At 63.1% G+C, this 19,143-nt stretch carries 18 protein-coding genes; 7 read left to right on the top strand and 11 right to left on the bottom strand.

The features are described from left to right. The first annotated feature begins 110 nt into the window (after nucleotides 1–110). Both KIP88_RS16315 and KIP88_RS16310 read left to right on the top strand, forming a co-directional pair. Entirely contained in the window at nucleotides 111–692 is a 582-nt protein-coding gene (locus tag KIP88_RS16315; RefSeq protein WP_214488949.1) for a YidB family protein, read from the top strand. 103 nt (nucleotides 693–795) lie between these two features. Further along, nucleotides 796–1,074 (top strand): GlsB/YeaQ/YmgE family stress response membrane protein, encoded by a 279-nt coding sequence (locus KIP88_RS16310; RefSeq protein WP_214488948.1) that lies wholly within the window; start codon nucleotides 796–798, stop codon nucleotides 1,072–1,074. A gap of 254 nt (nucleotides 1,075–1,328) precedes the next feature. Here the strand turns inward: KIP88_RS16310 and KIP88_RS16305 are convergent, their stop codons facing one another. Next, on the bottom strand, nucleotides 1,329–2,111 hold the full coding sequence (locus KIP88_RS16305) for an SDR family NAD(P)-dependent oxidoreductase (protein ID WP_214488947.1): 783 nt from the start codon (nucleotides 2,109–2,111) through the stop codon (nucleotides 1,329–1,331). Nucleotides 2,112–2,389: 278 nt separating this feature from the next. Between KIP88_RS16305 and KIP88_RS16300 the strand changes: the two genes are divergently transcribed. The 3 genes from KIP88_RS16300 to KIP88_RS16290 are packed head-to-tail and all read left to right on the top strand — an operon-like array spanning nucleotide 2,390 to nucleotide 5,506. Next, entirely contained in the window at nucleotides 2,390–3,457 is a 1,068-nt protein-coding gene (locus tag KIP88_RS16300) for an acyl-CoA dehydrogenase family protein (RefSeq protein ID WP_214488946.1), read from the top strand. A 40-nt stretch (nucleotides 3,458–3,497) separates the two neighbouring features. After that, the gene (locus KIP88_RS16295; RefSeq protein ID WP_214488945.1) at nucleotides 3,498–4,658 is read left to right on the top strand and encodes an acyl-CoA dehydrogenase family protein; all 1,161 of its coding nucleotides are present in this window, start codon (nucleotides 3,498–3,500) and stop codon (nucleotides 4,656–4,658) included. Nucleotides 4,659–4,699: 41 nt separating this feature from the next. Beyond that, entirely contained in the window at nucleotides 4,700–5,506 is an 807-nt protein-coding gene (locus KIP88_RS16290; RefSeq protein WP_214488944.1) for an enoyl-CoA hydratase/isomerase family protein, read from the top strand. A 110-nt stretch (nucleotides 5,507–5,616) separates the two neighbouring features. Here the strand turns inward: KIP88_RS16290 and KIP88_RS16285 are convergent, their stop codons facing one another. The 5 genes from KIP88_RS16285 to KIP88_RS16265 all read right to left on the bottom strand — a co-directional run bounded on the left by KIP88_RS16285 (nucleotide 5,617) and on the right by KIP88_RS16265 (nucleotide 12,997). Further along, a complete protein-coding gene (locus KIP88_RS16285; RefSeq protein ID WP_214488943.1) occupies nucleotides 5,617–6,381 on the bottom strand; it encodes a hypothetical protein in 765 nt (254 codons plus the stop codon). A 1-nt stretch (nucleotide 6,382) separates the two neighbouring features. Beyond that, a complete protein-coding gene (locus KIP88_RS16280) occupies nucleotides 6,383–7,177 on the bottom strand; it encodes an enoyl-CoA hydratase (RefSeq protein WP_214488942.1) in 795 nt (264 codons plus the stop codon). A gap of 231 nt (nucleotides 7,178–7,408) precedes the next feature. After that, nucleotides 7,409–8,617 carry an ABC transporter substrate-binding protein gene (locus KIP88_RS16275; RefSeq protein ID WP_214488941.1) on the bottom strand — a complete coding sequence of 403 codons (1,209 nt, stop codon included), beginning with the start codon at nucleotides 8,615–8,617 and terminating at the stop codon, nucleotides 7,409–7,411. 264 nt (nucleotides 8,618–8,881) lie between these two features. Continuing rightward, complete coding sequence (locus KIP88_RS16270) at nucleotides 8,882–12,244, bottom strand: adenylate/guanylate cyclase domain-containing protein (protein ID WP_214488940.1); 3,363 nt, start codon at nucleotides 12,242–12,244, stop codon at nucleotides 8,882–8,884. A 339-nt stretch (nucleotides 12,245–12,583) separates the two neighbouring features. Next, nucleotides 12,584–12,997 (bottom strand): VOC family protein, encoded by a 414-nt coding sequence (locus tag KIP88_RS16265; protein WP_214488939.1) that lies wholly within the window; start codon nucleotides 12,995–12,997, stop codon nucleotides 12,584–12,586. Nucleotides 12,998–13,080: 83 nt separating this feature from the next. Between KIP88_RS16265 and KIP88_RS16260 the strand changes: the two genes are divergently transcribed. Next, nucleotides 13,081–13,869: a thermonuclease family protein gene (locus KIP88_RS16260; RefSeq protein WP_214488938.1), complete on the top strand. Its 789-nt coding sequence runs from the start codon at nucleotides 13,081–13,083 to the stop codon at nucleotides 13,867–13,869. A 132-nt stretch (nucleotides 13,870–14,001) separates the two neighbouring features. Then, nucleotides 14,002–15,456: a M48 family metalloprotease gene (locus tag KIP88_RS16255; RefSeq protein ID WP_214488937.1), complete on the top strand. Its 1,455-nt coding sequence runs from the start codon at nucleotides 14,002–14,004 to the stop codon at nucleotides 15,454–15,456. A 224-nt stretch (nucleotides 15,457–15,680) separates the two neighbouring features. On the opposite strand, the gene KIP88_RS16250 is transcribed toward KIP88_RS16255, so the two are convergent. From KIP88_RS16250 to KIP88_RS16230, 5 genes are all read right to left on the bottom strand, one after another. Next, the gene (locus KIP88_RS16250) at nucleotides 15,681–16,079 is read right to left on the bottom strand and encodes a hypothetical protein (protein WP_249790827.1); all 399 of its coding nucleotides are present in this window, start codon (nucleotides 16,077–16,079) and stop codon (nucleotides 15,681–15,683) included. A 206-nt stretch (nucleotides 16,080–16,285) separates the two neighbouring features. After that, nucleotides 16,286–16,678, bottom strand: a complete 393-nt coding sequence (locus tag KIP88_RS16245) for a hypothetical protein (protein WP_249790826.1) — start codon at nucleotides 16,676–16,678, stop codon at nucleotides 16,286–16,288. Nucleotides 16,679–17,198: 520 nt separating this feature from the next. Next, on the bottom strand, nucleotides 17,199–17,921 hold the full coding sequence (locus tag KIP88_RS16240; RefSeq protein WP_308163579.1) for a CarD family transcriptional regulator: 723 nt from the start codon (nucleotides 17,919–17,921) through the stop codon (nucleotides 17,199–17,201). Nucleotides 17,922–18,390: 469 nt separating this feature from the next. Beyond that, nucleotides 18,391–18,729 carry a ferredoxin FdxA gene (gene fdxA / locus KIP88_RS16235; protein ID WP_214488935.1) on the bottom strand — a complete coding sequence of 113 codons (339 nt, stop codon included), beginning with the start codon at nucleotides 18,727–18,729 and terminating at the stop codon, nucleotides 18,391–18,393. Nucleotides 18,730–18,864: 135 nt separating this feature from the next. Continuing rightward, nucleotides 18,865–19,134, bottom strand: a complete 270-nt coding sequence (locus KIP88_RS16230) for an RNA-binding S4 domain-containing protein (protein WP_214488934.1) — start codon at nucleotides 19,132–19,134, stop codon at nucleotides 18,865–18,867. Between the last annotated feature and the right edge of the window lie 9 nt (nucleotides 19,135–19,143).

The raw sequence follows: 19,143 nt of genomic DNA, 5'->3' as shown, positions 1-19,143 counted from the left end.
CAAAATAGCAGAGCGCGCGGACCGTGCCTATCGCAGGCGCTGGCCGCCCACTCCTTGTAACCGTCATACGCCACCGTTATGTTTCACGCGGGGCTACGGAGGAGACGACCATGGGTTTACTCGACGTACTCAACGGCATGCAGAATGGCCCGCGCGGCCCGAGCCGCCCCAGCGAACAATCCGACAGCGGCGGCGGCATGTCGCCGATGACGATGGCGATCCTGGCGCTATTGGCCTGGAAAGGCATCAAGCATTTCACCGGCAATCAGGCCGGCTCCGCACCGCGACCCGCGCCCGCTCCTGCACCCGGCAATGTGACTGCCGGCATGCCCGGCGGCGGCGCGGGCGGTATGAGCGACATGCTCAAGGGCGGATTGGGCGGTCTGCTCGCGGGCGGCGCGGCCGGTACCATCCTGAGCGGCGGCCTCGGCGACCTCCTTAAGCAATTCCAGCAACAGGGGTTGGGCGATCAGGCCGACTCGTGGGTCAGCAACGGCCCCAACAAGCAGGTCTCGCCCGGCGACCTCGGCAGCGCGCTCGGCGCCGATCAGATCGAGGCGCTTTCCGCCCAGAGCGGACTCTCGCGTGACGACTTGCTGCAAGGTCTCAGCCAGTACTTGCCCGATGTCGTCAACAAACTGACGCCGGACGGACGGCTGCCGGACGAGAACGAAATGTCGCGCTGGATTTGAAGCGCACCATAGCGGTTCGCGTGAAGAAGCGCGTCAAACAAGAATCCAGCGCGGCGGCCATCGCCGCGCCGCTTCACCATCGATGCATTGGAAGGGGACAGCCATGAGCGGGATTATCTGGGTTATCGTCGTCGGCTTTGTCGCAGGGATCATCGCGCGCCTGCTTTCACCGGGCCCGAATAATCCAAGCGGGTTCATCCTGACCACGGTGCTCGGCATCGCCGGCGCGTTTCTCGCGACGTTCATTGGCCAGGCGATGGGCTATTACGGCCCCGAACAGGGCGCCGGCTTCATCACCGCCACCATCGGCGCGCTCATAGTGCTGTTCATCTGGAACCGGCTGGTGGCCCGCCGCATGATATCGGATCCAGGCAACAGGTGAGAACTCGTAGGGTGGGCAAAGGCGCGCTTTGCGCCGTGCCCACCATTCTCTCCCGGACTGACAATGGTGGGCACGCTTCGCTTTGCCCACCCTACGATCCCGCAATGACGGTCAGACCGTAGAATGTAGCCCGGATGGAGCGAAGCGAAATCCGGGAACAACGGCGACAATGGCCCCCGGATTGCGCGGAGCCTGTCATCGGGCGCGCATTCGCGCGACCCGGTGGCTCCATCCGGGCTACGATTCTGTGGCAATCACAACACCAGATGCATGCCCGCATCCATTCGCACGAACTCGCCGGTCATGTTGCTCGACGCCGGCGAGGCGAGGAAGCACACCAGTTGCGCGATATCGTCGGCCGTCGAGGCGACCTTCAGCGGCACCTTCGCCACCACGGCGTCGCGCACGGCCTTGGCGCCGGCCTCGCCACGGCCCTTGGTGAACCAGGGCGTATCGATATAGCCGGGGCACACCGTGTTGACGCGGATCAATGGCGCCAGCGCGCGCGCCAGCGATTGCGTCATGGTGTTGAGCGCGCCCTTGCTCGCGGCATAGGCGACCGAGGAGCCGCCGCCGGAAATGCCGGCGACCGACGACACGTTGACCACGGCCGACGGCAGGCCGGAGGCTTTCGCGCCGGCCTCGAGTTGCGCGCGCGCGGCGCGGATCATCTGGAACGGGCCAATCGTGTTGACGGCGTAGATGCGCTGAAAATCCTCAGCCGTTAGCCCGTCAAGATCGTGATGCGGCACATGCTTGGTGGTGCCGGCATTGTTGACCAGCACATCGAGGCGGCCCCATGCCGCCGCGGCGGCGGCGATCTTCTTGCAATCGTCATCGCGCGATACGTCGCCCTGCACGACCACGACTTCTGCGCCGGCGCTGCGGCAGAGATCGGCGGTCGCTTCAGCTTCCGCCTTGCTGTTGGAATAGTTGACGACGATGCGCGCGCCGCCCTTTGCCAGAATGGCGGCGGTGGCGGCCCCGAGGCCCGAGGCAGAACCGGTGACTATCGCGCACAAACCATCCTTCGACATCCGCATTTCCTCTTGTTGCTTTTGGCTGGGTTTCGAACCGCCCGTGGACAGGCTTCACGGCTACCATATCCCGCGATGAATGGCGTGCAAATCCGCGAAATCCGTTGCGCGGAATTTATTCATTGCCTGATGGCCTTCATGCCAACGCCTCATGCCGCCCTGCGGACAGCGCTTGTCACGGCTATGGCTTTTGCCCATCATAAAGCGCAAGAAAAGACCGCAGCCGAGCCCGGCATAACCGTTGGGATTGGCATGCCAATTTCAAATCGGGGAACGCTGTGGCGGAGAGTGAGAACATCGTTGCCGAGACCGCGGAGAAAATCTTCGCCGACCTCGCCGACGCCCAAACCATCAATCGCGATGATAAAGGCGCGTGGAAAGCGCCGCTCTGGCAGGCGCTGACCGAGGCCGGCCTGCCGCTGTCCTGGGTGGGCGAAGATTGCGGCGGCTCCGGCGCCTCTCTCGCCGAAGGTTTCAGCGTGTTGAGCGCGGCTGGCCGCTTTGCCGTCGCGGTGCCGTTGGCAGAGACCATGCTGGCAGGCTGGCTGCTGGCGCAGGCCAGGATCGCTTCGCCCGACGGCGAAATGACGGTGGTGCCCGCGAGCCCGAAGGACCGGATTACCGTCAATGCCGACGGCAGCCTCTCAGGCCGTGCCCGCGGCGTGCCGTTTGCGAAAGCTGCAAAGCACTTCGCGGTGCTCGCAAGTGACGCGAAGGGCAGCTTCTCCATCGCGCTGGTCGATGCCGCCAAATGCCGGATCGAGACCGGGCTCAATCTCGGCGGCGACAATTCGGACACCGTGACGCTGGACAAGGTGCAGCCGGTCACGACCAAGCCCGCGCCGCAAGGATTCGACCAGACCCGGCTGATGCTGATGGGCGGCGTCGCGCGCAGTCTGCAGATCGCAGGCGCGCTGGAATCGATGCTGGAAATTTCCGTGCGCTATTCCAACGAGCGCGTCGCCTTCGAGAAGAAGATTTCGAAATTCCAGGCGGTGCAGCACAATCTGGCGCGGCTCGCCGGCGAGTCGGCGGCGGCACTGGCAGCGGCGACTTCGGCCGCCGACGCCATTGCCAACGCGACCACCTTCAACGACGAAGTGTTTCTCGAAGCGGTGGCGGCAAAAATCCGCTGCGCGGAGGCGGCGGAGAAGGGCGGCGCCATTGCCCATCAGGTGCATGGCGCGATCGGCTTCACCATCGAGCACATCCTGCACCGCTATTCGCTGCGCGCGCTGGCGTGGCGCGACGATTTCGGCTCCGAGAGCTACTGGGCGGTCGAGCTCGGCAAGCTGGTAGCCAACCGTGGCGCCGATGAATTGTGGCCGCTGGTGGCCTCGCGCTGACATCAACACCGATCTGCCTGCACAGAAGTCGAGACATTAAATGACCGCAGCCCTCCGTTTCGATCCGATCCGCCTGCCGAGCGAATGCGAGCAGTTGCGCAAGGAAGTCCGCGCCTTCCTCGCGGAGGAAATCGCCGCCGGCACCTTCGATCCGCACCAGCCGAACCGCGAGGACACCGACGTGCCGGAATTTTCCCGAAAGGTCGGCGCGCGCGGCTGGCTCGGCATGACGTGGCCGAAGAAATATGGCGGCCACGAGCGCTCGTTCCTCGAACGCTATGTCGTGACCGAGGAAATGCGCGTCGCGAACGCGCCGACGCGGCGCTTCTTCGTCGCCGACCGGCAGAGCGGCCCGGTGCTGCTGAAATACGCGCCCGAGAATATCAAGATGGACATCCTGCCGCGCATCTGCCGCGGCGAGATCTGCTTTGCAATCGGCATGAGCGAGCCGAATTCCGGCTCCGATCTGTTCGCGGCGAAAACCCGCGCCACCAAGACCGACGGTGGCTATCTGATCAACGGCACCAAGATCTGGACCTCCTCGGCCCATATCGCCGACTACATGATCGCGATCTTCCGGACGTCACCGCCCACCAAAGAGAACCGCCGTCACGGCCTGACGCAGTTTCTGGTCAAGATGAAGCAGCCGGGCATCCAGGTGAATCCGATCGGCCAGATCACCGGCCAGTATGAATTCAACGAGGTTGTGTTCACCGACCATTTCATTCCCGAGGATCACGTGCTCGGCGAAATCGACGGCGCCTGGAAGCAGGCAACTTCGGAGCTGGCCTATGAACGGTCGGGCCCGGAACGTTTTCTCGAAACTTATTACGTGCTGACCGAACTGGTCCGCGCCGTCGGCAAGAACCCGGATACCCGCAGCGCCGAAGGCATCGGCCGCCTGGTGGCGCAGGTGCACACCATGCGGCGCATGTCGGTTTCGGTGGCCGGCATGCTGCAGGCCGGCAAGGAGCCGGTGGTGGAAGCTTCCATCGTCAAGGACATCGGCACGGTGTGGGAGCAGCAACTGCCGCAGCGCGTCCGCGAGCTCGCCGCCTTTGTCGAGGAAACCGCCACCAACCGCGAGACGCTGGAAAAGCAGCTCGACTTCGCGATCAAGACCGCGCCCAAGCTGACGATCCAAGGCGGCACCACCGAAGTGCTGCGCGGCATCATCGCCCGCGGGCTTGGTCTGCGCTAGGCGCGCGGGCCTGGTCTTCGCTAATTCAAAGAGGAACCCCAATGACCAAATACACGGATATCGGCGTCGAGAAGCACGGCCATGTCGGCCTGATCGAAATCCGGCGGCCGCCGCTGAACTTCTTCGACATCTCGCTGATCAACCAGATCGCGGACGCGCTGGAGGAGTTCGACAAGGACATCGAAATCCGCGCCTCGGTTCTCGCCGCACAAGGCAAGGCGTTCTGCGCCGGCGCCAATTTCAGCGATCCGACGCGGCAGGCGCAGGAGGAGGCCGAGGCCAAGGGCGATCCCGCCGACAGCCTGGGCTCGATCAACAGCCTTTATCTGCACGCCGTGCGCATCTTCCGCGCCAAGAAGCCGGTCGTCGCCGCGGTGCACGGCGCCGCCATCGGCGGCGGCCTCGGGCTTGCGGTATCGGCGGATTTCCGTGTCACCTGCCCGGAGGCGCGCTTCTCCGCCAATTTCACCAAGCTCGGTTTTCATCCCGGCTTCGGCCTGACCACGACGCTCCCCGAACTGGTCGGCAAGAACAATGCGGAACTGATCTTCTACACCAGCCGCCGCGTCACCGGCGAGGAAGCCACCCGCATGGGCCTCGCCAATGTCTGCGTGCCGCAGGACCAGGTGCGGGCTGAAGCGATGAAGCTCGCCAACGAGATCGCCGAATGCTCGCCGCTCGGCCTGCTCTCCACCCGCGCCACCATGCGCGCCGGCCTCGCCGACCGCGTGCTCGCCGCCACCAACCACGAACTCGCTGAACAGTCGCGGCTGCGCAAGACGGAAGACTTCAAGGAAGGCGTCAAGGCCACAGCTGAACGCCGCGTGGCGAATTTCAAGGGACGGTAAGACTGCGCCGAACGTTACTTCGTAGGGTGGGCAAAGCGCAGCGTGCCCACCATCTCGTTCGCAGGCTGAGATGCATGGTGGGCACGCTTCGCTTTGCCCACCCTACGGCCTCACGCCACCAGCTTGAACGTCACCCCGCAAAGATCGAACGTATCACCCGACACCTTGCAGCCCTTCGCCTTGGCTGCATCGCGCACTTTCGCGACGTCAGCAACCCTGAACGTCAACCCGCTCATCAGATCGCTCGCGCCCTTGACGAAACGAAAGCCGGCGTTGGGCAATTTCAGTTCCGGCTCGCCGCCCGCGCCCTTGCTCACGGCGACACCCAAAATCTTCCCCCAATGCTCCGCCAGCCCCTGCGGATCCGGGCTCTGCATCTCGACTTCCGTCAACGCCAGCGTCACATCTTTCCGGATCGCCTTCTGCCAGTCCGGCCCCGCCGGCGGATAGGGCCCCAGCACATCGTCGCTGCCCGTGGTGTGATTGAACTCGATGAACGCGGCGCGGCAATCGCGCGGGTGCAGTTGCACGCCACGGTATGGCGCGTGCGTGATCACGTTGGCGGTCCGCACACCCATCCCGTTGGCATGCTTGCCGCGCGCGTCGGGATCGTCGCAGCAGAAGATCGCCATGTAGCCGCCGCGGCCGCCGGTCTTGTCGAGGAAGCGTCCTGCCGCCGTGCCCGGCTGGGTCGGCGCCACCACTTCCAGCAGGATCGTGTCCACCGGCAGCAGCGCGTTCTCCAGCCCGTATTTGGCGACGTTGCCGTCGCGGTAGCACTCCTTGAGGCCCATGATTTCGGAAATATTTGAGATCACGGGCTCCAGATGCGGCGCCACCAGGCAGATCTGCCGTAGCCTGAGATACTCAGCCATCTCACTGCCCCTGAAACGCGGGCTTGCGCTTCTCGACGAACGCCTTTGCCGCTTCCTTGTGATCGGCGGTATCGCCCGAACGCGAATGGTGGATCGCTTCGGCGTCGAAGCAGGCTTCCAGCGACATCGTCTCGGCGTTGTTGATGTTGCGCTTGATGTAGCCCAGCGTTACCGATGGCCCCTGCGCCAGCGACATCGCGAGATCTTGCGCCTCGGCTTCGATGTCGGCGTCCGGCACCACTTTTGTCACCATTCCGAGATTGTAGGCCTCCGTCGCGCTCAGCACCGGCGAGGTCAGATAGAGCTCGCGTGCCTTGGCGCTGCCGAGCATCTGGGTGAGGAAATAGGTGCCGCCGTAATCGCCCGACAGGCCAACCTTGGCGAAGGCGGTCGTGATCTTGCAGGAGGCGCTGGCGATACGAAGGTCGCAGGACAGCGCGATCGAGAGGCCTGCGCCGGCGGCGGCGCCATCGAGTTGCGCCACCACGGGCTTGGGCATCTGGTGCAGGATGCGCGACACTTCCATGCCGCGGCGCAGATTGGCCATCTTGGCCTCGAAGCCGAGCGGCGCCCTGCCCTCCGCCATCGATTTCACGTCGCCGCCGACGCAGAACGTGCCGCCGGCGCCCTTGATCAGCACCGCACGCACCTCGTGATCCTCCGCAGCGCGGCGCGCCGCCTCCACCAGCCCGCGCGTCATGTCCGGATTGAGCGCGTTGCGCCGGTCGGGGCGATTCATGGTGATGGTGAGCAAGCCGGAATCCAGCTTCTGGAGGACCATTTCGTTTGCGCTCATGTGTCGTGCCTTCGTTGTTGTTGGTTGAGATGAATTGGATCTCACGCTGTCATTGCGAGCGCAGCGAAGCAATCCACACTTTCTTTGCCGCCTATGGATTGCTTCGCTTCGCTCGCAATGACGATGGGTGGTGTCGTAGGGTGGGTAAAGGCGCGCTTGCGCCGTGCCCACCAACTTTTGCCGCTGGCATGGTGGGCACGCTGCGCTTTGCCCACCCTACGAGGATGCGTCTTATTTCTTCACCAGCGGACAGCGCGACGCTTCCAGCGGCTGGAACGCCTCGCTGCCGGGGATCGTCGCGAGGAGCTTGTAATAATCCCAGCGCGCCTTCGATTCCGAGGGCTTCTTCACCTCGAACAGATACATGTCGTGCACCATCCGGCCATCCTCGCGGATTTTGCCGTTCTTGGCGAACATGTCGTTGACCGGCGTCTCCTTCATGACCTTCATCACCGCGGCCGCATCTGTGGTGTTCGCGGCCTTCACGGCCTTCAGGTAATGGCTGACGGAAGAGTAGACGCTGGCCTGCGCCGCGGTCGGCGGCCGCTTGACGCGCTCCTGGAAGCGTTTTGAGAACGCGCGGGTATCGTCATTTAGATCCCAGTAGAAGGCCTCCGCCAGCAGCAGGCCCTGCGCCGTCTCCAGGCCGACGCTGTCGATGTCGGTCACGAAGGCAAGTAGCGGGGAGAGTTTTTGGCCGCCGCTCTTGGTCAGCCCGAATTCCGCCGCCTGCTTGATCGCGTTGATGGTATCGCCGCCGGCATTCGCGAGACCGACGACCTTGGCCTTCGAACTCTGCGCCTGCAGCAGGAACGAGGAGAAGTCCGACGTGTTGAGCGGATGCTTGACGCCGCCCAGCACCTTGCCGCCGGCCTTCACCACCACATTTGTTGTGTCCTTTTCCAGGTCCTGGCCGAACGCATAATCGGCGGTGAGGAAGAACCAGGTGTCGAAGCCGGACTTGACGGTGGCGAGCCCGGTGGAGTTCGCCTGCCCAAACGTGTCGTAGGAATAATGCACGGTGTAGGGACCGCAGGCCTCGTTGCTCAGCCGGATCGAGGCCGGGCCGCTATACATGATGATCTTGTTGCGTGCCTTGGCGAGCTCGCCGGCGGCAAGCGCGGTGGCGGAAGCCGCCACGTCGTAGATCATCTCGACGCCCTGGTTGTCGAGCATGTCACGCGCAATGCTGGCCGCGAGGTCGGCCTTGTTGAGATGGTCCGCCGCGAGGATCTCGACCTTGCGTCCCAGCACCTCGCCGCCAAAATCCTCCACCGCCATCTTCGCGGCGGTCTCCGAGCCCGGCCCGGTGATATCTGCGTAAAGCCCGGACATGTCGAGAATGCCGCCGAGCTTGAGCGGCGGCTTGCTCTGCGCCAGCGCCGCAGTCGCCGACATCGCCAGCGCGGCGGCGAACATACCTGTGATTGCTCTCTTCATGGAAGGCCTCCCTTGTCGGCTGCCGCATTGCCTGCGGCTATGAATTTTGCTCTGCCCGCGATCATGCCGTATGGCATCCACAGCGGCAAGGCGCTGACGTTTTCCGCTAAACGGAATGACCTGCGACCCTTAGGATAGGTGGAGCGCCTTGTCCGCCGTAGCTCAACGAGCGAAGGCGGAAGCGATACCCATCAATCGCCGCCCGTAACAGCGATGGGTATCGCGGAGCCTGTCATCGGGCGCGCGTTCGCGCGACCCGTTGGCTCAACCCATCCTACGCACTGGCTCGACAGGCATGGACTGCCCCTGCTTTAGCAAGGTTTTCGCTTCCCCTATTTCGGAGAGATCTTGCGCCATGTCGAAATCAGCAAGAACTGGTGCGAGCAGCTCAGGTATTGCCTCGGCTCGCCCATTTGCACGGTAGAGGTGCGCAAGTCCAATTGCACTGCGCAGTTCGAAAGTCTTCGTTTGTTGGGTTCGGGCAATTTCCAGGGCCGTGCGGAACGTGTCTTCGGCCATGGAAACGTGCGGCGGGCCAAGGCGCAACAACAGCTCACCCTGGCTGCGATGGAGTTCGGCATCAAGCCAATGCTGGCCGGATTGTTCTGTCGAGGAGATCAATTCCCGCAAGATTTCCAAGCCAGCCTCAGGTTGCCCGGCCTCCGCATTCGCCGCGGCAACCTGCATCCCCCAAAATGGTTCGCAGAGGTAGCAGTCGTTCTCGTGAAGCAATGTCCAGCCCCGCTGCATTTCCGCAAGCCCATCCATCCGGTCGCCGGCGCGCCACTTGGCCAGGCCGTTCAGGTAGCTGCCGGCGGCTACATACAACGGCATCGTATGCTCGCGCGCGAGGCCGAGAGCCAGAATAGTCTCCGTCTCCTGCAGCATGCCCCCGCATAGTCCGTCGAAGACCGCCTTGTGAACGAGCGCATTGGCCTGAGAGAGCGCCGGCTTATCTCCGGTGGCGCGCACCGCTTCGGCGGCGAGCCGGCGCGATCGATCAATGCTGCCGAGCGGCCAGAGCACCAGCGCAAGAAACCGCATGATGACGAAAGGCAGGTCCAGCGCCGACGCCTTGAAGGTCGCCGGATCAGGCTCAGCCTCATAGATCGCAAGCGCACGCTCGAGATGCAGTCGCGCGTTCAGGTAATCGCCGCCGAACCAGCAGGTCACCCCGGTTGTCCAGTATGCGACCACTGCGGCCACCGGCGATTCCGATCGCTGCCTGGCGACGGCCATGATGGCCTCGGTCAACTCCCACATCGGTGCGATCTCGCCGTGGGTCAGGCAGGCATTGAACAGGCCCGAATGGACCGGCGCCAGTTCGACCGGATCATTGATGTCGGCCGCGAATCGTCGGGCGCGCTTCCACGCGGCCACCGTTTCGGGGGCGCTGTGGCCAAGGCTGCCCCGCAGCGCGCGGCCATAGGCGATTTGAAGCTGCAGCCGGTTCATGGTTCGGCCCGGCCCGACGGGCAACGCGTCGGCGATCGCAACCGCCTTGCCGAGATGTGCGATGGCTTCAGTATAGGCCGAGCGCCTCAATGCCTGCTGGCCGGCCGTGCGCCACCATTCCAGCGCAGTTGCGCTCAACCCCGCTTCAGTGAAATGGAATGCCAGGACTTCCGGCTCGGTCTCGGCGATGACCGGAAACTTGTCGCGCAGAACGTCGCCGATGTGTTGATGCAGCAGTTGCCGCCGGCTCTTGAGCAGGCTCTCGTAAGCCGCTTCCTGAACGAGCGCGTGCTTGAAGCTGTAGGTCGATTCCGGCGGCACCCCGCGACGCACCAGCAGTTCGGCCTCTTCGAGTTGCGCCAGCGCAGCGCCCAGCGTCAGATCATCGCGTCCCGCCACGGATCGCAGCAGCGCGTATGAGAAGTCGCGGCCGATGGCAGCACCGATCTGCGCAACCTCCTTGACCGGGGCCAGCCGATCAAGCCGCGCCATCAGCGAGTCCTGCAGCGTCGCGGGAATGGCGAGCGGCGGCAGCGGACTGTCGAGGCGATAGCGCCCGGCATCTTCCACCAGCAACCCCGACTCCAGCACCATCTTGGTCAGTTCTTCCACGAACAGCGGGATGCCATCCGTCTTGTCGATGATCTGCGTCATCATTTCGCGCGGCAGCTTTCGGCCGACGGTCACCTGCTCGATCAGGGCGCGCGTGTCCTGACGGTCAAGCCGCTCGAGCTGCAGCAGACTGACATTGGCAAGGCCCGCCCAGGGCGGCTCGAACTCGGGCCGGAAGGTCATGAGCACGAGTATCGGCAATCCCCTGATCCGGTCGACCGTAAGATCGAACAGCTCAAGCGTCGTGGCATCAGCCCAATGCATGTCCTCGCAGACAATCAGCACAGGTTGCTGCCGCGCCAAACCCTCAAGCTGGTCGAGAAGGGCAGCAAATGTCTGTCGCCGCTGCTGCACGGGACTTAAACCCAGCGGCGGATAGCGCTCGCCGGTGGGAATCGAAAGCAATGCAGCGATGAGTGGTGTCGCGTTAGCGACCTGGTCCGTTCCGAGCGCAAGCATTGCCTCAAGCTTGTCGAGCTTTTGCTCGGATGTGTCTGTTGACCCGATGCCGGCAGCGCGCTCGAGCTGGGCGACAAAGGGATGGAGCGCGCTGTTCGTGTGGTAGGGCGAGCACTGATACCGTATCCGGCGGTGCGTCCCCAACGCGAGGCTTTCGGAGAGCGTTGCCACAATGCGCGATTTGCCGATTCCGGCCTCGCCGGAAATCAGCACCATTTGGCCCTGGCTCTGCCACGCCAGTTGCTGGCGCGAGAGTGCGAATTCGATCTCTGCCTTGCGGCCGACAAAGCCCAGCGAGCGCGCGGTACGCACTGCCTCGAAGCGGCTCTCCGATGCAACGCCACCTTCGACCGCCCAGACCGCGATGGGTTGGGAGATGCCCTTGACCTCGCGGAGGCCGAGGTTGCGAAAAATGAAGAGATCGCCAAGCAACTCGCGCGTCGAAGCAGCAACGACGACCGCCCCCGGCTCTGCCAGGCTCTGGAGCCGGGCGGCGATGTTCGGTGTATCGCCGACCATGGCCTGCTCTTCTGACACGCCTCCGCTGATGAGGTCGCCCACCACCACAAGCCCGGTCGCGATCGCGATCCGCACCGCGACCCGTTCCGCGCGCGTTTCGAGCGGCCTTATCGCGGCGATGATGTCGAGCCCCGCTCGCACTGCGCGCTCCGCATCATCCTCGTGCGCGCGGGGATAGCCGAAATAGGCAAGAATTCCGTCGCCTACAAACCTGGCGATCACGCCGTCATAGGCGGCGACGACCTTCGCGCAGGCGGCCCGATAGGCGCGGATCACCTCCCACATGTCCTCGGGATCGAGACGCGCCGAAAGCGCCGTCGAGCCGACCAGGTCGCAGAACATAACGGTGAGGTGGCGTCGCTCGGCGTCGTGCCGAGACGCCGGCTCCGCGACCAATTCGCCTTGTTTGAGTTCGGCGATCGCGCGCAGCATTTTACGTCGATGGCCGAGCAGGACACCGAGTCTGTCGAAATCCTGGTCCGTCAGTTCGGGAAGGACACCAAGATCGATCCCGTTCTCGGCAAAACGCAGCGCGTATTGTTCAAGACCAAGCTTCTCAAGCCAGCGTGAAATCTGCTGCATTGGCTCCACCGGATGTGTGGTTGACAGCAGGCTGAATGGCAGGTCACGGCGAAGGAAACTTATCCCAATGTCCCTGGGATGGCACGCCTTGATGCGGCAATTCGACTGCGATTAGCTCTCTATTTCTTGCGAAGCGGTGCTCGGCTACGGATGCTCACTACCAAGCAGCGCATGACATGATGCCAACAACTGGATTTTGATGCGCGCGCGATTTGCAGCAAGCAGCGTTGCACAACCAGTGCGTAGGATGGGTGGAGCGCAGCGATACCCATCAATCCCTGTGCAGAGGCATGATGGGTATCGCTTCGCTCCACCCATCCTACGCAGCTACGAGCCGCACTATCCCAACAACCCCTTCCCCGGCACATGATTGAGCTCCAGCCGGATGCCATCGGGATCTTCGAACAGAATCGAATAATATCCCGGCGCCCATTGATCCTCGCGCGGCGCACGGATGATCTTCGCTCCGAGTGTCGTCAGGAAGCCATGCAGTTCGTCGACGTCGGCGCGCTCGCGGGCACGGAAGCAGAGGTGATGCAACCCGACACGCTGTTGCTCGAATGCCGCGCCTTCATGCTCGGCTGACGGCGCGCTGATGCCGACCGCGGTGCGGCCGCCGACGCAGTAATAGGTCGTCTCGGTATCGATGACCGGCTTCAGCCCAAGAAACGGCAGCAGCCTCGAATAAAAATCGCGGGAGCGGTCGTAATTCGAGGCGGTGAGAAAAATATGTGCAATGCCGTTGACTTCCATTGTCTCCTCCTTCGTGGCAATCTCTGGTAGCAATGCCGGCTGATGTTGAGCATACAGGAACAGGCGGAACAGAGAGCAGCGGTATGATCCCTCCGGCATCGCGTGACAGCGCTTCGCTCCCGGCCTGCGCCGCATCACTCTTGGTGCTGGCTTCCATGGGGTGGGCCAACGCCGCCGATTGCGCGCTTGAGCGGCAGGGCGAAGGGCGTGTCACCACCGTGGTCGATGCGCGCAACCTACGCCTCGAAGACGGCCGCGAGATCCGCCTCGCCGGCATCGAGCATGGTGGAACCGACAGACCCAGCGGGAGAGCCGCCTTGTCCGCCATTGCCGCCGGCCGCGACGTGACGCTGCATGGCGACGACGATTCGCCGGACCGCTATGGCCGCCAGGGCGCCTTTGTGTTCGTGACCGGCTCGGAACACTCGGTGCAAAGCGAACTGCTGCGCCGCGGCGAGGCGGTGGCAGCCGTCGATATATCCGAAAAAAATTGCGCTGCAGCACTGGCCGCCGCCGAGGCCGCGGCGCGCGATGCCAAATTGGGCATTTGGGCCGAAACCACGGCCATAAAAAACGCGGAAAGTTCGGGCGATATTCTGTCCGCGATTGGGCACTTTACGGTAGTCGAGGGCAAAGTCCTGTCGGTTCGGCAGGCAGGGGCAATCACCTACCTGAATTTCGGGCGTAACTGGACACGGGACTTCGCTGCGACTATTTCAAGGCGCATCATACCGGCGTTCGAGAGCGCCAACCTTGGACCTAAGTCGCTCGAAAATCGACGGATTCGTGTTCGCGGCGTTGTCTCGTCGCGGGGAGGACCACGGATCGAGCTGCTCAGGGTGGGGCAAATTGAGGTGCTGGGCGGGAAATAGCGCGTGATTCGAAAGCTGGGCACCGGTTTTCGGTTGGATTACGCGCAAAAAAGGGATGAGATCGACGATCCCGGTCGGATCGTGGGTCCAGTGGCTGATTTGACGCATCGTGCAGGACGGCGCGAAGGAAACATGGGCTGCCGCCTCTTGGCTGCGCCGGCGCTGCTGTGCGCCGCGCTTACGCTCTCTGCCTGTGGAAATCTGGGAAAACTCGAGACCCCCGCGCCGACGGTGGCGGCGCCGAAGCCGAGCCGCACCGTCGCGCAGACGCCTGCAAGCGAGCGCGAACATGAGCGCATTCTCGCCTCTTATGGCGGCGCCTATGACGATCCGAAACTCGCGACCCTGATCGGCAAGACCGTCGACCGGCTGGTCGCGGCCTCCGACCGTCCCGAGCAGGCCTATCGGGTGACCATCCTCAATTCCGGCGCGGTCAACGCCTTCGCACTGCCGACCGGCCAACTCTATGTGACGCGCGGCCTGGTGGCGCTCGCCAGCGACACCTCCGAATTGTCTTCGGTGCTGAGCCACGAGATGGCGCATGTCATCGCAAAACACGCCTCGATCCGGGAAGACCAGGCGCGGCAGGCGGCGGTGGTGACCCGTGTCGTCACCGACATGAGCAACGACCCCGATCTGACGGCGCTGGCGCTGGCGAAAACGAAACTGACGATGGCGAGCTTCTCGCGCGCACAGGAATTCGAAGCCGACGGCATCGGCGTCGGCATTGCGGCCCGAGCCCGTTTCGATCCCTATGGCGCCGCGCGCTTCCTCGCCGCGATGGAGCGCAATGCGGCGATGAAGGCCGGCAAGACCTCGCTCGATCCCCGCGCGCAGGATTTCCTGTCCTCGCATCCGGCGACGCCCGAACGCGTGCAGAACGCGCAGGCGAGCGCCCGGCAATACACCTCGCCGCAGAGCGCCGAGCGCGACCGCGAGACCTATCTCGCCGCGATCGACAACATCGTCTATGGCGAGGACCCCAGCGAAGGTTTTGTGCGCGGCCGGCGCTTCCTGCATCCGAAACTCGGCTTCACCTTCGCCGCGCCCGATACGTTTACGCTGGATAACACCGCGCAGGCCGTGATCGGCGTGCGCGAGGGCGGCACGCAGGCGATGCGCTTTGACGTGGTGCGTGTGCCGGCCGAACAGTCGCTTGCCGATTACCTCAATTCCGGCTGGATGGAAGGCGTCGACAAGGGTTCCACCGAAGACATGATGATCAACGGCTTCCCGGTGGCTTCGACGTCCGCGAATGGCGATCAGTGGCAATTCAAGGTCTATGCGCTGCGTTACGGCAGCGACGTCTACCGCTTCATCTTCGCCGCCAAGCAGCGCAACACTGAGAGCGAGCGCAATGCGCGCGAGACCGTCAACTCGTTCCGACGGCTGACGCTGGAAGAAATCCAGGCCGCCCGCCCCCTGCGCATCAAGGTCATCACCGCGCAGCCCGGCGACACCGTGGAATCGCTCGCCCACCGCATGACCGGCGTCGACCGCCCCACCGAACGCTTCCGCATCCTCAACGGCCTCGACCAGCACGCGCAGGTCAAGCCAAGGGACCGCGTGAAGATCGTGGTGGATTGAGGCGCGGGCACCCCGAAAGAACGTAGCCCGGATGGAGCGAAGCGCAATCCGGGCTCGCTCGACCCGCTCTGCGACGGCCCCGGATTTCGCGAAGCCTGTCATCGGGCGCGCATTCGCGCGACCCGGTGGCTCCACCCGGGCTACACATCGTCATTGCCTGCGACAAACGCGAAGCGTTTGCGCAAGGGAGCGCAAGCGACGAAGCAATCCAGTTTCGTCCGCTGCTACTCGGCAGTCACCCGCGCACGCCATCGCGACTCGAAACTATCGTCGTCGAGCATCCGCGCCTGGGCATCCATGGGGCCGCTACGTTTCTCTGTGGCGACGATGATGGGCGCCGCCTCGACCTTGACCTTGGCTTGCGCGGATACCGCGTCGACCTTGGCTTTCGCTTGCGCGGGCGCCGCTGCGGGCCACTTCAGCAATGATTTCGAGATCACGGTCTTGCCGGCGTACCAGCATTTTCGCCCGTCGATCAGGCGCCAGGACCAATGCCCTTGTGTCTTTGATGGCGAAGCAACGCATTGCTTGATCTGCGCTTTGGCCTGCGCGGTCAGCATGCCAATCGGTACGAGCGCAGCAATGCAAACGGCGAAAAAGATAAGCCGAATTTGCATCTTCATCGGTCACTCCCCCTGCGGTTAGTTGAGCGCGGGAGTAACTAGCCTTCTATTCTGGTTATAAGAGGTCGAAAATCTGGCTGGCTTCCACGTCAAAGCCCTCAAAACGCCATCTGGGATGATCTCCAGTGGCCCCACCGAAGAGCGCGAACACGGCCCGCCGGGCGCACGCATTCGCCGACTTACTTTCCTGCGCTTCGTGACCGAGTCTAGTCCGTGATCGCCCGCGCGCGCCACCGCACTTCGAAACTGTTGGCGTAGTCAAGCAGCCGCGCTTGCGCGTCGAGTGGATCGCTGCGCTCCCTGACGACGGTTACCGGGACGACGGTTACTGGCACTGGCGCGGTATCGGTTTTCACTTGCGCTGTATCGGCTTTCGCTTGCACCGACGCCTTCGCGGGCCACTGCAACTGCGATTTCGAGACCATGGTCTTGCCGGCGTACCAGCATTTTCGTCCATCGATCAGGCGCCAGGACCAATACCCGTGCGCACTCGAAGGCCGAGCGACACTGCATTCCATGGCCTTCGCATTTGCCACGCCGGCCGGCATGAGAGCAGCGATACAAGCGGCGAAAAAGACCAGCAGAATTTGCGTCTTCATCGAACACCCCCTGCGGTTCAATTAGATGTGGACGGAAGCGTCACTCTTAAATTTGGTCACAAATGGCCGAAAATTTGGCCACAATCCGGGCGAACGGCGGCACGACGGGTTGAGGTGATTCGGCAACTATCTATCATTGCGTGTGCAGGCGAATTGTTCGCCCGTCGGACTGCGTCAAGCGACACCGAGATCAGGAACAGATCCAGATGATCACGACTGCAATCGGCAAGCCCACACCGAATGCGCTGAGCGTAGCCAGGGCGAACTCGGAGAGCAGATTTGCTCGGGGTTGTACATCAGGTAACGACATGGCGCTGCTCCTTGGAGCCCCCGTCAGATGCTGAGCGGTTATGGTTAACAAGGGGTTAACCCGCGCGGACGCCGTGTTGCCGCAATGAGCTTTCGTCTGGCGCAGAGAGAAGGGGAGCGGTGCGAGGACAGGAAACTAGCGCAACCCAAAAACAAAAAGCCCGGTCTTTCGACCGGGCTTTTCGTTTCAATCCCTGGAATTGGGATCCTTTCAGGCGGCTTCGTCCGCCACGGCAGCGTCGTCGCCGTCGGCTTCGACATCGGCCTCATCGGCCTCGCCGTCAGCCTCGGTCGCTTCGGCCTTGGCGCCGCGGCGCGGGCTCTTGGCGAGCTGGCTCTCGATTTCCTTGACCGCTTCGGTCTCCGTCGAATGCTGGACGACGGCGATTTCGCGCGACAGCCGATCGAGCGCTGCTTCATAAAGCTGGCGTTCGCTGTAGGACTGCTCGGGCTGCGATTCCGAACGGTAGAGGTCGCGGACCACTTCGGCGATCGCGACGATGTCGCCCGAATTGATCTTGGCTTCGTATTCCTGCGCCCGGCGCGACCACATGGTCCGCTTGACGCGCGCACGGCCCTTGAGGGTCTCCAGCGCCTTCTTGACCAGCGCCGGCTCGGACAGCTTGCGCATGCCGACATTGGCGACCTTGGCGGTCGGCACGCGGAGCGTCATCTTGTCCTTCATGAAATTGATCACGAACAGCTCGAGCTTGGCGCCCGCGATCTCCTGCTCCTCGATGGCCAGGATCTGGCCGACGCCGTGGGCGGGATAGACCACGAATTCATTGGCCTTGAAGCCCTGACGCTGGGTCACGACCTTCTTCGGCTCCTCGACGCGCGGCGCGGCGGCGGCCGGCTTGACGGGAGCCTTCGGCGCAACGGCGGCTTTCGGGGGCGCAGCCTTCACGGGAGCCTTGGTAGCAACTTTCGACACAGGGGACTTCGAACCCGTCGCTTTCGCGGCAGTCTTGGCAGTCTTTTCTGGCATTGCGCTTCTTTTGTTCTTTGAGGACTTTGTGGCCGCAACCTTCCTGGCAGCCTTTACGGTCGCCTTGGCACGGCCTTTGGTTGCGCTGCGGCTGGCCGGAGCGGCTTTTTTCGTGGTCTTGGAAGCACTCTTTTTACGCGTTTTCTGTGACACAGCCTGCGCGCGGAACTGCCACGCCCCTGTTCGATGTTTTTACGGGAACCCACCGGGGCCACAAGGTACGCATGGCCAGGATCGGCTTATAATGTGCCCAATATAGCACATTTTCCGCAAAAATCAATGATTTACGCCGGGTTCCCAGCCTTTACGGGTCTGGTTCCGCCATAAGTCCGCTAACAGGGTTAAATCAGCAACGCTGGATCGGTTCAGTTTGGGGCCCAAAACAGGCTCAACGAGCCCTTAAGTTATCCACAGGCTAGTCGCCGGAGCCGGGTTCCTTGGAAAAATATTTCTCGAACTTGCCTTCCACACCATCGAATTCTTTCGCGTCGGGCGGCATGTCCTTCTTCTGGGTGATGTTGGGCCAGCTCTTGGCGTACTCGGTGTTGACCTCGAGCCACTTCTCCAGCCCCGGCTCGGTGTCAGGCTTGATGGCGTCAGCAGGACACTCGGGTTCGCAAACGCCACAGTCGATGCATTCGTCCGGATGGATGACCAGCATGTTCTCGCCCTCGTAAAAGCAGTCGACGGGGCAGACCTCAACGCAGTCGGTATATTTGCATTTGATGCAGGCTTCAGTGACGACGTAAGTCATCCAAGGCTCCGAACAAGGCTCCGAGACGGATCAGTTTTCCGGGGTTTGCGTAGCGCATGCAGTGCGCTGCCGCAAGGGAAGCAGCGCGCTTCAAACCGCCGTTTTCAGGCCTCGCCGCCTGCTCTGTGCACTTAATCACTCTTTGTGATTCTGCAAATCATCGTAGAGCACGCGCGCGGCCGCAGCGTCTCCCCGCCGCTCGGAAAATCCCACCACTTTGAGAATGCGCACGCTGCGATCGAGCGCGATCGTCAGCACGTCGCCGAGCTTAACCGCGTGTCCCGGCGCCTTCTCGCGCACGCCGTTGATGCGGACGTGACCGGCCTCGACGAGCGCGGCAGCGGAGGTGCGGGCCTTCACCACCCGCGCGTGCCACAGCCACTTATCGAGACGCTGCCGCTCCAAATATTTACT

This window comes from Bradyrhizobium sp. SRL28 (assembly GCF_018596315.1).
GTDB lineage: Bacteria > Pseudomonadota > Alphaproteobacteria > Rhizobiales > Xanthobacteraceae > Bradyrhizobium.
This window is presented reverse-complemented; position numbering and strand designations above follow the sequence as displayed.